Consider the following 17,348-nt stretch of genomic DNA (forward strand, 5'->3'; position numbering starts at 1 on the left):
TCCTTATGTCTATCTTTCTCTGAGCGAATTCTCTTTCGCACGTAATATAGGTTTTAACCAATAATTCAGTACTGTTTTTTCTCCTGTAAGAATGTCTACCACAACCTGCATTCCCGGGATGATCGTAAACTTATCATCAACCTTGAAAGTAACGTTGGCACGGTAGTAGGCATTGCCCTCTTCATTTTGAAGTGCATCGGCGCTTACGTAGGTCACTTCTCCTTCTAGACCTCCGTAAATGACAAAGTCATAGGCAGACAACTTTACCGTTGCCGGCAGGCCAGGCCTTATGAAGGCGATATTCTGAGGAGAAATTCTCGCTTCAACGATTAACGTGCTATTACGAGGGACTATTTCTAAAATAGGCTCACCCGGCTTAACCACACCTCCGATGGTTCTGACAAAAACATCTTTGATGGTTCCATCGACCGGAGAAAGTAACTGCGTTCGATTCAACTGATCCGCAATCGCCTGACGACTTTCATTGAGCTGCGCTAGTTGCGTCACAACTTCATTGAGCTGCCCTTGTGCCTCTGCCCTAAAAGCAAGCGCAGTACCACGATAGTCTGCGATGGATTCAGAATACACAGCCCTCTGCTTTTGGGCAGCAGCTTGTGAACTCGCGATGTCTCCTTTGAGCTTTATAACGTCTCTATTCAGTTTTAATAATTCCACTTCAGCCACCGCGCCACTAGAAACCACCTCTCTCAGCATATCTCGCTCTTTCGAGACAATAACCAGACTGCTTTTTAGTGTTTGAATGGTATTCAAGGTATCAAGATAAGCTTGCGATTGTTGCTCAATTCGCAATTTAGCCTCCTCCAGCTCAGACTCCAGTTGGCTCAACCGCTCAAGATAGTTTGCTTTGGCATTCAGATAGGCAGAGTGGCCGGTCATCGAAATATCAAATGTCTGAGGCTCGATACTCACTTGTTGTTTCCAATCCAGTTGGAGGCTATTCACTTTTACCGTTTCTAATTCAATTTGAAGCCTCTGCTTTCTGGCGAGCAAAGATTCAACTTGCTCAGAGGTCTCCGAATAGGTCGACTTAAACCTTGTATCATCCAGAATGGCGATGGTTTGCCCCTTAGTGACGCTTTCACCAGGCATGACAAGTAACTCCTTTAGAATGCCTCCCTCTAAGCTCTGAATCGTCTGAACAGACAAAGTAGGAACAACTTTTCCTTCGCCGACAACCACTTCGTCTAACCTCGCCCACGAGGCCCAAATAATCACACTCAGCACTAACGCGGCAGACAACCAAATCAACGTTCTCGAACGGTTTGCTAAATGAGCATTACTCCAACGAACTGTGCTCATCATTGACCTCCTTCGCGTACAATTGATACTGCGCGTACTCTGTTCGTCTTCGCGTTAGACTGTTGTTTAGCAAAAATTTCTTGGGGCGCTCCTTCCCTCAAAATTGTGCCTTTATCAAGCACAACAATTCGATCACAAAGCGATAATAAGGAATGTTTATGAGAGCTAATAATCATCGTCGTCGAGTGCGGCAACGATTTGAGAGCATTAAACAATGCATTCTCAGCAGGCTGGTCTAAGGAACTGGTTGGCTCGTCTAAAATTAATGCTGCTGGGTTTCGATAAAAAGCTCTTGAAATCGCTACAGCTTGCCTTTGCCCCCCCGACAAATAACGCCCTCCTTCTCCGACCTGCGTTTCTAGACCATGAGGAAGGCGACTCATGTACTGGTTCAAACCCGATAATTCTATCGCACGGCGTAAACGTTCTTGATCAATAACATGATGTCCTAATACTATGTTTTCCATAATGCTGCCGTATATAAGATGCGAATCTTGGCCAACCCAACCCGTTTTCTCTCTTATCAATTCGGCGGGCCAAAGCTGACTGTCAATGTCATCAAAATAAACGCTACCCTGTAAGGCACTGAGTTGATTGGTAATAATAGAAAGGAGTGTAGACTTTCCGGCTCCTGCACTACCAATCACGCCAACGCGTTCGCCTTGCTTGATAGTAAGATTAATATCTCTCAAACATGGCATATCAACATCTGGGTATTGGAAGCTCACGTTTTCTAAACGTATATTCCCTGTAAATTCGGCAGACGTAATGACCTGACTGCGTTGCGCCTCCTGAGGTAAAGACATGATAGAATTTAAGCCTTCAACCGCTGTTTTTGTCTGTTGATAGCGAAGTAACAGCATAGCTAACTGGTTAATCGCCCCTGCAGCACGACCGCTAAGCATGACAATAGCAATGAGCCCCCCCATGCTTAGCAATCCCTCAGAAATTCTGTACACGCCTGTTACAAGTAACATTACGGTAATTATCTGCTGGCTAGATTGAATGGAGTAAGCAACGATATTCGAACAGTTTCGCGATTGATTTTGCCAATCAGAAAGCATGGATACCGTTTGCTCCCAACGCTTTTGTGCTTCTCCCGTAGCGTTATTTTGCTTAATCTCTTTTAAAGAGGACAATGAATCAAACAAGTGAGCTTGTCGCTTCATGGATAGTGCAGCACTTTCCGTATGTGATTGTTCTATTTTTGCTTTTACCGCAAAGCCAAGGATCAGCAGGGTAAACATGACGGCAATAGGTATGAACATCATTGCCCCACCTAGCCAACCTATTAAGACTAAAAATAACAACGTAAATGGGAGGTCAACTAAGGTCACAAGAGATGCAGAAGTAAAAAAATCGCGAACACTATCAAAATCTTGTAGTTGTCGAGCGAATGCACCGACTGATGCAGGACGGTGTTCAAGTTTCATCCCCATAACTTTAGAAAAAAGTATCGAAGAAAGCTTGTTATCGATGTACTTACCCGCGGTATCAGTGACAACTCCCCTTGCTTTACGCAATAGCCAATCAAAAATAATGATGACGGAGACACCAGCGACCAAAACCCATAATGTACTGAAAGCTTGATTAGGCACTACACGATCGTAAACGTTCATAGTGAAAAGCGGAATAACTAGCGCTAGCGTATTGATAAGGAAAGAGGCAATCAAAAGATCTCGATACCACGGAGACATTTCTTTCACTACGGCGAAAAGCCAATGTTCATTATAATCCGCTTGAATTGAACTTATCCGTTTGTCCAGCTCTGGACGCATAGAAACTTGCCATGCTTGAGGCTGGAATTGATTATGCAGTTCCTCGCTCGTGACATATTGCGTTTCACCTTGATCTTCACTAAATAACGTGACTTGATAATCGCTGTTATGTCGCTCAGATATAATAGCGGGTTGTAACGTCTTCCTATTGATTACCACCAATGGAAAGCTCAACATTGCGGTGGATTTTAAATCGATTAATGTGAGTTCAAGATCGGCTCGCTCAGCGGCTCTGATGAATAAGTCACTATCCAATCTACCCTCAACAAGAGGTAATCCAGAAAGCACCTTTTTTGTATGGTGTCTAACCTCAAAATAACGCATCAACCAAGTTAACGATTGCACCCAAGGATCGTTAGTCTGCTCACTTGATGAGGATGAGTGATGCTTCATGACATACCACCTACTAGCAAGTTGTTGTCATCAATCATCTTCTGTAAGACATTTTCTTCGGCTACGCCAGTCGAGTCACCTTTGTAAAGCTGATCGAGAGTGACGCCCTGCATAAGAATCTGTTGTTTTGTCCCCGCCTCTTCTGGTTTTATGTGAAGCGTTACGCCATCATCATTCTCTGTTAAATCGAGCTTATTATCGACTTCTGTTATCGAGGTAGCGGTGATTATAGAGGCAATGTCAATTGTGTCATTATCATCACCAATAGCGGATATTTGGAAATCGTTGATCACATCGTACGAGGGCTTTAACTCGTTACCGAGCCCTGAACTATCAAACTGGAATACATCGCTGCCACTTCCTCCAATAAGCAAATCATTAGCATCTGTCGCAAGTAATGTTTGGTCACCCTCTTCCACTAAGGCAACATTGACTACCTGAGCAGCACCTTCTGCGACAGTAGCACCCAGTGTTGCAATCGGTTTTATCGACAACGTAAAATCACTTGCACCGCTAAACCCGCCAACGATGGAAAGATCAGCGACATCCTCTTGATCAACAGTATAAATGCCGTTCAATCTTTCACCATGACTCAACTCTAGATCTGTTGGTAATCCGCGAATCTCCACACTTCCAAACTCTTCTGGTGCAGGGTTGACTAAATTCATGCTCAACCCTAAAGGAATACTCCCAGACGCTTCAGACACAATAGATTGATAATCGGCCGTTAGTGTTGGCTCATCAGCTTCAGGGGTAACAACAATGGTTAGATCGGTGCTTTGCACATCTCCAAAATCGGTTTCGAGTTTCCCTGACACTATCGCTTGATCAAACGTTCTAACATTGAGAGCAACATCCATCGTTCCAAATGCATCCTTCGGAACGAACTCCAAACCTGACACTTCATTTGCTCGCACTAATACCGTCGCCACGGCATTGCCCGCGTCATCGAAGGTAAAGGATGAGAATTGAGTCCCGATACGAATCCTACCTAAGCCTTCCAATGCAGAGGGTTCAGAGCTTGCTTTGATCAACATCGACACTTCTATATATTCGTTGCTATTTGTTTCAAAACCGCTCGCTAAAAAGTCAATCGAAATGGAACCACCTTCATCTCCAGTGAACGTGTTAGAGGTTGTATTCAACGATACATCATCGCCAATCGGTTTTACGCCGACGTTGAACTGAGAAGTGGTATAGTTATAGTCGTTTGATCCAGACTCTTGGGTAATAGCTTGCAGTGTTAATGAAATATCCCCACTAAAATCTAGTGGCGGTAGAAAGTAAACCTTATCAAGTTGTGCTTGAGTTAGCTGCCACTCTTTGCTCTCACCATCCGTTGAACCGTTATCAGGGAGTAATTCGAACGTCCCGTTATTGTCCCAAACCAACACGGCTCCGTCTGGCACTCCTGTCATGACCAAAGACATCGACTCAGAACCATCTTGATCGATTAATGATGCTGATAAGTTTCCTAAATAAATATAATTATCTTCATTACCAACTACGTCTTCTGTTTCCAGAACCGCTTTATCAACCACTGGGGCAATGGTAACGGTAACTTCTGTTGATTTAGTTTGAGTATCTTTCGCACTGTCAGTACTTAAACAACTTCCCGTGACTTCATCAGTAATGTTTGCGTCAACGGAAATAACAAGCTCTCCACTGTAGTTTTCAGGTGGGATTAACTGAATTTCGTTTAGACGCGTAACATCTGTCACTACCCATGTTCCATCACCGTTGTCAATGAGTAGGCTCGGGTCCACGGCAGTAAACCGCGCATTCTCGTCAGACACAGATAAAGAAACCCAATTGACACTTTCAAGGCCAGTCGCTGCGTCACCTTCTCCAGTAATGGACTGCATTGGTCCTTCACTATCGCCCAATACAAGAGCAAGATTCAGGTTGGTTATAGTATCTTCTTGAACCGTAACTTGGCTTGGTGCTATCGCGATATCATCGACAACAGGAGAGATTTGTACCGTAATGGTCTGAGCGGTTGTTTTCGAGTCACCATCGCATGGGGCCGTTTCTGTCACTTCTAAATTGAAAGTAATGCAACCAGCAAAGTCCTCATCCACGCCAGTAAGCGTCAAGGAAGACAATCCAGCGCTAGAAATTGAATAACCTAACAGATTGCCCGCATTATCATAAGCAGGTATCACACCTTCGCCAGTAAGCTCGACTCCTTCAGGTAAAGAATCTGCGGCGACAAAGAAGGAAACTAAGTTACCATCACTACTCGCTACATCAGGGTTTAAAAACGCCCCAATTGAGACATCTTCACCTTCTTTACCTACAATATCCCCACTTTGAACGCTTCCTGGTTCACCAGGATCAGCACACTGGTCTCCATCTCCTTCATGGCCAGTAATTTGAATTTGGAACTGACCTGTGATGTATTGAGCATCCGTTCCATCTCGAACATACGCTAACACATTCACATCAAGTATCTCTGTATTAGATGGGCTATAAATCGATGCGCCAGCAAGCAAATCTTGAGCGGTTTCCAACACGCTATCACTTGTGATTCCTTCCATTGGAATCAGCCAGTTCCCATCGGCATCTTGAGAAGCACCGTTCGGATGAGTAACAATGAGGTCTTGACCCTGCGGTATCTGTAAAACGATGTAATCGAGATACTCTGAACCATCAATATCCGCTTCTGTAAATGTAATGCCTCCACTCACGTCAACAGCAGACCCATCCGTACTTGTGAATACTTCAGTCGCGCCTTCTAAACGTGTTTTGTCAATATCTTCATTACCAATATCCACTTTTCCAGAAACCACGACGCTCAAAGAGCCATTGATTGCCTTTACATCAGTCTCCATCGTAGGAGACGTGTCTGTCACTTCGTACTGAACTTCCAGGCTAAACGTCCCACTTAGGTCTTCATTAGCTTTTACAGTGATTCGTCCACTGTTTAACAACTCAGATAATGTTGCTGAGCTACCATCGAGTAGTTCATTGAGTTCTAACGGTAAATTACTTTCCTCTACTGCATTACCATCAAAGTAAAGTGTTAAGCCATCTGGAATGGATACAATGGTGTATCCTGTCAAGGACTCGCTAGAATCTATATCTTGATTAACGACAGGCTCAAGATTTAGTGTGATGAAATTGTCCTCAATACCATTGCTTTGTAATTCTTGACCGTCAGTTTGATCAACAATAGGTGAGATTTCCATTTCCACTTTAAGAGGGGTTTCAGCAGAATCACCATCCGGCTCTGTTGAAACGACGATAACATCCATGCTCAGTGTTCCACTAAAATCTTGCTCTGTTTTGAGGTAAGTGTTTTCAAGAACAGCATTCGAGACCTGATAAACTGGCCCCGTTATTGGGTCCACGTAAGCAATTGGAAGAACAATAGGGTCACCATTTACATCTGTCAGTTGTGTTCCCAAAGGGATGTTCTGAAGCAAAATATTAATTTCTTCTGATAGATCGTCGTCTGATGTCTGGATGATAAAATCCAGTTGTATCAGGTTATCTTCGTCTAACGTAGAGAGATTACTAATTACTTTAGTCGCTTGATCATATTGCCAATTCCCCTGTCCACCATCTAGGACAATTGGTTCATCGACCACGCCTTTTAGCTTAATGTCAATGGTTGCAGATTGGCTCTCGGCGGTTTCATTAAGAGGTGCTAAGCCATCAATAGTCGACTCTGTTGAAATGGCGGTTACTTGAAGGGATAGAGATTCAGTAAATGAGCTGATATCCGATTTTGGTTGAAGTAACGCCTCTGAATTGGCTAGAGCATTGGAGGTCACTAGGTAGGTATTAATACCGATAAGCGTAATCCCAGCTCCGACAGGCAATGTCCAACCATCTTGAACTTCTATGCGATAAGACAGAGACTCCGAGCCATCTGTGTCAGTGAGCCGCCCTAGGATGTACTCTTTTAAGTCAATCGCTTGGTCTTCAAGCCCCTGAATGTTTTTAACGGTCAGCGTAGGCACATCGGCATCTGGAGATATATCGATAACAACTTGCTCAGTGATCTCCGCTGTTTTATCTTGCTCATCGGCAAACACACTACCCGACTCAGTCGTTACTGCCGTCACATCAAAAGTAAATCTTCCGGCTAAGTTTTCGTTAGATGTGATTTCAATTTGATCTAACTCGGATTGGCTATACGCTTTCCCTTCCTCAATAGCACTTCCGTTAAGTGTTAATATAAGTCCATCTGGAATATTCGAAATTTGGTAGTGGAGCGTTTCAGAACCGTCTTGGTCAAACTTTTCAGCAACAATATTGAGTGAAAGTGATTCAGCGGAATCTTCAACACTTTGATAAGAAAAGTCCGAATCATTAGACCACTCTGGCAAATCTGCAACCGGTAAAACGTTAACATTTAACGTGTTATTGCCTTGTAATACAAAACCATCTGGTTCGACATCAGATACGATTAATGCAGACACTGCTAACGAAACTTTGATAGTGTTGCCCGACAGGTTTAGTGCTGGTTGATAAGTAAGATCACCATTTGGAACAGTGAATATACCCACCCCCATTAGCTCTGTACCAGAAAGACTAATAAATCCGTCATTATCATCATCTTCAAGGCGCGCTCCGTCTAAAAACAGAGCCCCTCCTTGTAGAGATTCAACAGAGATCCTTATCGCTTCAACACGCTCATTATTCTCCGTATCCCCAGGAGAAACTCTAATCGGTAACGCGACTGGCGTAGGGTCTCCACTATTATTCGCGCCATTATCTTCTAACGTATCTACATTAACGGTTCGAATAAAGCCCCTAGCATCATCAAGAATTAATTGAGCTTCACTGCTTGCTTGGTCACCGTCTGCATCCGTCACAGTTATCGTTAGATCATCAAGCAAACCACCTACAGGCGTATTAACAATAAGCTCGGTAGTTAGCGTAAATGTCCCATCTTGAGCAATAGTCAGCGTTCCATATTTTAAGTTACCATCACTACTATTGATTAAATCGATGGTCCAAGCATCATTGCTAAATACCGAACTCGCCGTATCGTATGTTTCACCTGCATAGGTCAAACTTGAAATCAACGTGCCATCTGAACTGATTAAGTCGGCATTATTGCTAAACCAGTTTCCCGAAAACTCATCCCCCTCGGTAAGTTCAATTTCTATTGGTGAGCTTGTGTCTTCAGGGATATCATCTACTACACTAACGGTATATGTCTCAGCTTCAGACTGGTCGCCATCCTTATCAACGGCATAAATTGAAAAACTGAGTTCTAATGTGTTCTCGTCCGCTGGAACACCGTCAGGTTCATCGTGTTCAAGTGCACGGTATAGATCAAACTCGACAGTCCCATCGGTATTAAATCTAATTCTAAAGACGTCTTGCTCGCTTTCATCTCTTGCATATAACCAACCATTCGAGTCCGGTGAATCAAGCGAAACCAAGCTACCACTACTTGTTTTATAGCCGAGCACATTGAACATATCGATATTCACGCTCACACTGGCGATAGAGTCTGAACCTTGTAATAGCGTAATGGATGGTGACGAGCCCTCGATGCCAGAATCAAGCGAATCATCATTCAACCCACTTTCATTGACTGTGATTCCCTCTGTAATTACTAGTTCCGGAAACAAGCCATCATAGACCAGTATGTTGGACTCCGTAGAGATCTCGCTTCCATCAGAATCTCTCGCCACGATGGGCATAGAGATCGACAATTGCGTCCCATCACCTAAAACATGGTCAAGCGAGTGATAAAGCTCTACAGTTACATTAACGGTAGACGTATCATTTGATGGCAAAGAGAAGTCACTAGGTAACGTGACCCTAAATACAACGTCTCCAGTGTCTGAAATTGCGTCAAAGCTTCCATCATTGTTATCGTACCAAGTGACAGCCTCTCCGTTATAAGTAACAGCATCACCAAGCGTAGTTTTGACAGTATCTCCATCATTTATGTCAACACCCAGATACACAATCGGATCGAATGATGACGTAACTATCACATCCGTATTCGCTATGGCTGAAACACCATCAGGAGCAATGTTTGTATCGACAGGTGTTTCGGTCAACTCGACATTGCCACTATTGATTAGCGCTTGTCCATTGTCGTTATCTATCACATTAATGTCTAAAACGACCGACGTGTTATCTTGGTCTGAGTCCATTGCAGTAACAACGAGAGGTACGTTTGGATCAGTATTTTCTTGTTGGTCGAGAGCCTGAAAAAGCTCAAAGGAGTAGGTAATGTCGCCATTTGCATCAATAGGTAATGAAGCATTGAGGATAGCTTGAAAGATGGGAATCTGAGTTTGCCCATCTTCGTCAAGAATATAACCATCAAGTGTTTTGCCATCCGCAGAGACTTGATAAAGCACAACTTGTTCACCACTCGTCAACAAGGGTTGTTCAGAGACGATGAACGACAAAGATTCGAGGTAATCGCTGCCAACCTCAACTTGAAAATTCCCTGAGCTCAACACACCTCCATTTGCGAGATCAGATTCTTTTACTTCTACCCCATTCAAATTATTTAAAGTTGGGTCTGCGCCATCCTTTAGAACATAGTCAATTTCATTCTCTACAAGCGGTGTGGCATCTAAATCTACGCCACCAATGGTCAACGGGAAAGTGACCGTATCACTGCTATTGAATTGATCGATAGGGTGCTCAAGAGTAAGCGAAATTGAAGCTAATACATCGTTACCCGATTCAACGCCACTCAATGTTAACGTAAATACAGTGACACCATTGGCAAATGCTGTAATTTGCTTTCCACTAGAGCTTAACGTGTAGCTAAGCTCATTATCAGAGACTGAGCTTGTAAGCCCTAATGCTTCTAACTTAGTAATAGATGACCCACCGAAATACAAACTACTCGGATCCGGATTGTCAGATCCCGCGACAATATTAACAGTTCCTTCAAAGTTCAATATCGGGCCATCCAAAGGGACTTCTGTTACGTCTATAGTCGCATTGCCTACGTAACCTGCTTGTCCATCACTAATATCAATCGTCGCGTTAGCCAAGCCATAGTCTTGGGAGTCATCTGCAGCTAAATAGCTGAAAGAAACACTTTGCTCGACCGAATGATCTAGGTTTCGACCTGCATCAAACTGCCAAGAGCCATCAGAAAATACGGTTAATTCGCCTTTTTCTAAACTAAAACTTACGGATCCCCCCTCTAGAATTGACTTCTGCTCCCCGCCAGCCTCTACAAATTTCACATAAAGTGTTCCATCAAGATCAATATCATTTTCAAGTAGATTGCCCGTAATTGTTTGATCTTCTACGACTGAGTATGTGTCATCTCTAATCACCGGATCAGAGTCATAAATAGTAATCGTTAACGGTGCCACAACCGTCTCTTGTGTACCGTCAGCATCACTTTGAATGCTTTCAACCAATACGTTAGTCACCAGCTCATCTTGACCTACACCATGATCAATCGCTTCATAAAAAGTAATTTGAACCGTACCATCATCATTGACCTCTGCAGAGAAAACTAATCGGTCGTCAGTCGATGTTCCTTGTAAGCTCAACCCATCTTCTGCAACAACAACATTAATAGATTGACCGACCGATGTAAGCGCACTCAAACTTGGTTGCTCTGCATGCAGTGCTGGCACACCATTTTCTATGTTGATGGCTGCCGAGCTGCTTTGCTCACCAAAAAATCCAACGATGTTTTCAGAAAATACCGTTGAACCGGGTAGCACTATTGTCGGCATGGTATCTACCGCGTGGTTGCCGGCGGCATCCAACACTTCTGCTTCAATGGTCCACGTGTTGTTTAGATTGAGAGTGTTTACGTCAATTCCGGTTACTGTCCACGAACCTGATGCATCAACAAGGCCAGTAAAATTCAGCGTGCTGTCTCCGTCACTTACCCGAATCGTCACTGCCAGACCTTGCTCTACACCACTGGTTATCCCTCTCATTTCCGTGACTATACCCTCACGGAAATCATCAATGGCAAGACCACCGCTAATATAAAAATCCGTATCGATATCAATGGTGGGAGCAGTGGCATCTATGGTCGTAGCCTCATCCATCGCTTTCGCTTGGTTGCCCGCCACATCATTCACGGAGGCAGATACGGTTAACGCCCCATCGGCTAACGTGGATAAGTTCACCCCTTCGACTTGCCACATACCATCAACGACAACGGCATTGAACGAGAGCATCACCCCTGAGCTGTCTTGAACCGTGACAGAAACCGTCTGACCATTTTCAACATCACTGACTTGCCCTGACAAAGTGACAGATTGGCGCTCTTCAATGCTTAAATAGCCGTCTCCGCCATCGTCAACGTCCACCGTCACACTTGCGAGCGTATCTTTAATGATGGTGTTTTCACTGGTTGCAGGGTTGCCCGCTATATCTATACTCTCAGCAACAACTGTCAGCGTACCTTCAGACAATCCAGAAAAGTCAACGTCGTCCAGAGACCAACTTCCACCAGTCACCACCGTTTCTAAGTTTATGACCGCTCCTAACGAGTCGGTTACCGTAACTTGGATACGCTGACCATCTTCAATGTTTTCAATCGTCCCTTCGAGGCGAGTAGTCGCGATTTCGTACTGATTTAAATACTCATCCCCTCCACCATCAAAATTGACGTTCACCGTTGCAAGTGTATCTTTAATGGTCGTATCGACAGCGTTCAGGTTATTGCCATAAATGTCAGAAACCACAGAAGTCACCGTAAGCGGCCCTTCGGCAAGAGAAGACAGATCAACGCCTGATAGGGTATAAGCCTCGTTCTCTACGGTCGTTGTAACAGTAATAGAATTATTGAGGCTATCGGTAATGGTGATAGTAACAAGCCACTCATCGCTTATCTTGAGTGCGTCACCTTGAATCGTGACACTAGGAACTTCAAACTGGTTTTCGTATCCATCGCCGCCATCAAGAATATCCACCGTTAAAGAGGCATCATCGTTCAAACCTTCAATTGCCTCTAAGGTAATATCCAATGTTACGGAGGTGGTGTCACCGTCTGAATCTGTTGCATTAACTAACAATGGTATATCCAGGATTTGATCTTTTGACAGATCGAAAGAGCGATATAATTCAAAGGAATACTCTATTTCACTACTCGACTTTAAAGGTAATGTGGATAATAGTTTCGATTGAAAAATATTTACTTCCACCCCACCTTCTAAGATATAGCCAGTAATTGTCGTACCGTCATCAGACAGACGGTAAAGCAACTCACTTTCACTACTCACTAATGTGGGCTGGTTTAATTCGCTAAATCGAAGAGAGTCAACATAATCACTCCCGATATCGAGTTGAAGGCTCCCAGTCTTAAAGATTGCCCCACTTTCTAGATTAATCTCCTCCATTGCAACAACAGTCAAGTTGCTCAACGTAGGATCAACACCATCTTTCAACACGAAATCAATTTCATTCTCTACAAGCGGTGTGGAGTCTAGATCTGCCCCTCCAATGGTCAGCGTGAAAGTGACCGTATCACTACTATTGAATTGATCGATAGGATGATCAAGAGTAAGCGAGATTGAAGCTAGTACATCGTTACCCGACTCAATGCCACTCAATGTTAACGTAAATACAGTGACACCATTGGCAAATGCTGTGATTTGCTTTCCACTGGAACTTAACGTGTAGCTAAGCTCATTATCAGAGACTGAGCTTGTAAGCCCTAATGCCTCTAACTTAGTAATGGATGCCCCACCAAAATACAAACTAGTCGGATCAGGGTTATCAGAGCCAGCAATCACATTAACACTGCCTTCGGTGGTTAATAATGCCGCTCCCAGAGGTACTTCTTCTGCGTTTATAGTAGCGCTGCCTACATAACCCGCTTGGCCATCTATAATGTCGATGGTCGCGGTTGCTACACCGTAATCTTTTGAATCATCGGCTGCGAGATAATCAAATACGATACTTTGCTCAACCGTGTGATCTAAGTTGCGACTGGCATTCAACTGCCAAGAGCCATCTGAAAATACGGTTAATTCACCCTTCTCTAGACTAAAACTTACTGAGCCACCATCAGGGACAGACTGGATCTCTCCTCCGGCTCTGACATATCGAATGTACAAGTCACCATCAATATCAATGTCATTCTCCAGTACATTGCCAGAAATGACTTGGCCTTCGGTTACACTATATGACTCATTTGCGATCACTGGGTCGGCATCACTGATGACGATTTCTAGGGGAGCCACAACAGCCTCTTGTGTACCGTCAGCATCACTTTGAGTGCTTTCAACCAATACGTTAGTCACCAGCTCATCTTGACCTACACCATGATCAATCGCTTCATAAAAAGTAATTTGAACCGTACCATCATCATTGACCTCTGCAGAGAAAACTAATCGGTCGTCAGTCGATGTTCCTTGTAAGCTCAACCCATCTTCTGCAACAACAACATTAATAGATTGACCGACCGATGTAAGCGCACTCAAACTTGGTTGCTCTGCATGCAGTGCTGGCACACCATTTTCTATGTTGATGGCTGCCGAGCTGCTTTGCTCACCAAAAAATCCAACGATGTTTTCAGAAAATACCGTTGAACCGGGTAGCACTATTGTCGGCATGGTATCTACCGCGTGGTTGCCGGCGGCATCCAACACTTCTGCTTCAATGGTCCACGTGTTGTTTAGATTGAGAGTGTTTACGTCAATTCCGGTTACTGTCCACGAACCTGATGCATCAACAAGGCCAGTAAAATTCAGCGTGCTGTCTCCGTCACTTACCCGAATCGTCACTGCCAGACCTTGCTCTACACCACTGGTTATCCCTCTCATTTCCGTGACTATACCCTCACGGAAATCATCAATGGCAAGACCACCGCTAATATAAAAATCCGTATCGATATCAATGGTGGGAGCAGTGGCATCTATGGTCGTAGCCTCATCCATCGCTTTCGCTTGGTTGCCCGCCACATCATTCACGGAGGCAGATACGGTTAACGCCCCATCGGCTAACGTGGATAAGTTCACCCCTTCGACTTGCCACATACCATCAACGACAACGGCATTGAACGAGAGCATCACCCCTGAGCTGTCTTGAACCGTGACAGAAACCGTCTGACCATTTTCAACATCACTGACTTGCCCTGACAAAGTGACAGATTGGCGCTCTTCAATGCTTAAATAGCCGTCTCCGCCATCGTCAACGTCCACCGTCACACTTGCGAGCGTATCTTTAATGATGGTGTTTTCACTGGTTGCAGGGTTGCCCGCTATATCTATACTCTCAGCAACAACTGTCAGCGTACCTTCAGACAATCCAGAAAAGTCAACGTCGTCCAGAGACCAACTTCCACCAGTCACCACCGTTTCTAAGTTTATGACCGCTCCTAACGAGTCGGTTACCGTAACTTGGATACGCTGACCATCTTCAATGTTTTCAATCGTCCCTTCGAGGCGAGTAGTCGCGATTTCGTACTGATTTAAATACTCATCCCCTCCACCATCAAAATTGACGTTCACCGTTGCAAGTGTATCTTTAATGGTCGTATCGACAGCGTTCAGGTTATTGCCATAAATGTCAGAAACCACAGAAGTCACCGTAAGCGGCCCTTCGGCAAGAGAAGACAGATCAACGCCTGATAGGGTATAAGCCTCGTTCTCTACGGTCGTTGTAACAGTAATAGAATTATTGAGGCTATCGGTAATGGTGATAGTAACAAGCCACTCATCGCTTATCTTGAGTGCGTCACCTTGAATCGTGACACTAGGAACTTCAAACTGGTTTTCGTATCCATCACCACCATCAAGAATATCTACCGTTAATATAGCATCGGGATTCAACCGCTCAGGAGCCTGAGTCTCAGAAGTTGGGTTCTCTCTTTCTTGCACTGCTGGCCTAGTAACATAGCCATTAGAAACGAGTTGCTCAGGTAAAACGGCGCGAATATAGGCAACAAAACTTAACCCACCAGAAGACTCACTAAAATCTCGAACGCTCTGATTAAAAGTGGATTCAATACCGTTTTGAGATGCAATTAAAAGTTCATTCGAACTCGATTCATCCTCACTTGTTGTATCTTCATTAAATGCGATATCGAGAATGTCAGTATTAAGAACAACCACCTCTACTTCTGGAACTAATTGTTCGTTAGGCAACATTTGGATCCAAGAACCGTCACTTAAAACCGCCCAAAGAACATTACCGACTTGAATGTAGAGTATTGGCTGCATAATTCGCCCCATATGAAACAACGAACTTTAAGTATGGTCGACGAATGTGACTGTTCAAATGAAACTAGAAAAAACATGGCCCTAAATGGCTCTAATGAGATATTGAACCAAAAACATACCTCATGTATGCGAGAAAGAGCCATTGGGGTAAACTACTTCTGGCGTAACCCATCCACTGGAAATTGATTGAAATTCCCCTTGCTACAATCGGGCTTATATCCAAATGGAGCAGGGAAAGGAATCGTATCGCAGCTTGTTGCAACGGAAGATTCAAACTTTACTCTCTTTCCTATCATGATAGGAAATAACCATGTGGCATTATTTCTTAAATCAAACTCCTCTTTAGGGTCATCAATCAAATTGTATATTTCAGGGATCTGTAATGGGCGCCCTTTCTCCGGCATGATATCTTGATCAATAAAGTGCATCTTGTAATTTTCCCACTTATAAGCGTAGGTTTCAGATCCATTGTTAACGATTAAACCATCTCGATTAGACTTTTCACTATCTCCCTTTAAAAAGGCCCACTGATCAATACTATCTATTGTTCTATCGCTTGGTAATTTGTATCCACCGACATGAGAAAGTGAGGCAAATAGATCCACAACATGGATAATTTCATCACTCACTCTGCCCGGTTTGATGTGGTTAGGCCAAGAGGCAATAAATGGTGTTCGGAGAGAGCCTTCAAGAGCCGTAAAGTACGCACCACGCCATGGTCCGCTAGAGCCTTGGTATGGCATATGCCACTCTGGACCGTTGTCAGAAAACCAAATCACTAGTGTATTGTCTTTAATTCCTGCTTTTTCTATTGCACCAATAACTTGCCCAGCTCGAAAATCTATCTCAGCTAACACATCTGAGTAATTTCCTTTGCCTGTTTTACCAATAAAATCAGGATGAGGTAGCGTCGGTAAATGTGGTTGAGTAAAAGTAATTACAGAGAAAAATGGCTTATTCTCTTTCACATTTCGATTTATAAAATTTGTGGCATGTTCAACTAGCTCACTGTCAATCGTTCTACGTGAGTCCAAATTATATTCTTTGACCCCTTTAGGGTTCTGCCCTGCTCTAGCTGAAAGGATTTGAGGTTTAGGTAATATAGCTTTATAACCGGGTTGAGAGCTATATTCTGACTCATCCGTCGTATTTGCAATGCCATACCATTCATCAAAGCCTTGATCCGTTGGAAAGCGCCCTTTTTGGTCTCCCAAATGCCATTTCCCGTAAAGGCTCGTGTTATATCCTTGTTCCTTAAACTTCTCTGCAATGGTTATTTCCCAGTTCACCATACCGTAAGGCACTCCCCAAACAACCTTATCTGTCCCAGATCTAAGCGCTCGCCTCCCCGTCATGAATGAGGAGCGAGTTGGTGTGCATTGCGGTTCCACATTAAAATTAGTAAGGCGTACACCTTCTCTAGCAAGTTGATCTAAGTTTTTGGTTTCAACACCTCTGGTACTCCCATAGGAACTTAATTCCCCCCACCCAAGGTTATCAACCAACATTACTACGACATTTGGTGTCTCTTCCGCAACCACTTCTAACGGGATACATAGAAACAGGATAGTTGCTAGTTTATTTTTCATAGTGTCGCCTTTCATTGAAATTTAATCCTGTAAGTGCGTCTTATCACACTTAAAACACACTAAAGTCTAGTTCATGTTAATTAACATTTTTGAAAAACAGGGATTACTTGGAAGCAACAAAAAACCTCTAC

At 43.7% G+C, this 17,348-nt stretch carries 4 protein-coding genes; all 4 read right to left on the reverse strand.

The window, feature by feature from the left end; all coding sequences use genetic code 11:
* Nucleotides 1-9 precede the first annotated feature (9 nt).
* Nucleotides 10-1,323, reverse strand: coding sequence for an HlyD family type I secretion periplasmic adaptor subunit (locus R7Q46_RS04390; protein ID WP_047102180.1), 1,314 nt, complete (start codon nt 1,321-1,323; stop codon nt 10-12).
* The gene (locus tag R7Q46_RS04395) at nt 1,320-3,491 is read right to left on the reverse strand and encodes a type I secretion system permease/ATPase (RefSeq protein WP_213871986.1); all 2,172 of its coding nucleotides are present in this window, start codon (nt 3,489-3,491) and stop codon (nt 1,320-1,322) included. Before R7Q46_RS04395 ends, R7Q46_RS04390 begins: the two co-directional genes overlap by 4 nt.
* The gene (locus R7Q46_RS04400; protein ID WP_318077326.1) at nt 3,488-15,628 is read right to left on the reverse strand and encodes an Ig-like domain-containing protein; all 12,141 of its coding nucleotides are present in this window, start codon (nt 15,626-15,628) and stop codon (nt 3,488-3,490) included. Before R7Q46_RS04400 ends, R7Q46_RS04395 begins: the two co-directional genes overlap by 4 nt.
* Nucleotides 15,629-15,780: 152 nt before the next feature.
* Nucleotides 15,781-17,217, reverse strand: a complete 1,437-nt coding sequence (locus R7Q46_RS04405) for an arylsulfatase (RefSeq protein WP_262647591.1) — start codon at nt 17,215-17,217, stop codon at nt 15,781-15,783.
* Nucleotides 17,218-17,348 lie beyond the last annotated feature (131 nt).

The organism is Vibrio sp. 811 (assembly GCF_033339195.1).

Bases quoted from the DNA above. Each gene is read 5' to 3' on its own strand.
- R7Q46_RS04390 (WP_047102180.1), bottom strand. From the start codon at position 1,323: ATGATGAGCACAGTTCGTTGGAGTAATGCTCATTTAGCAAACCGTTCG.
- R7Q46_RS04405 (WP_262647591.1), bottom strand. From the start codon at position 17,217: ATGAAAAATAAACTAGCAACTATCCTGTTTCTATGTATCCCGTTAGAA.
- R7Q46_RS04395 (WP_213871986.1), bottom strand. From the start codon at position 3,491: ATGAAGCATCACTCATCCTCATCAAGTGAGCAGACTAACGATCCTTGG.
- R7Q46_RS04400 (WP_318077326.1), bottom strand. From the start codon at position 15,628: ATGCAGCCAATACTCTACATTCAAGTCGGTAATGTTCTTTGGGCGGTT.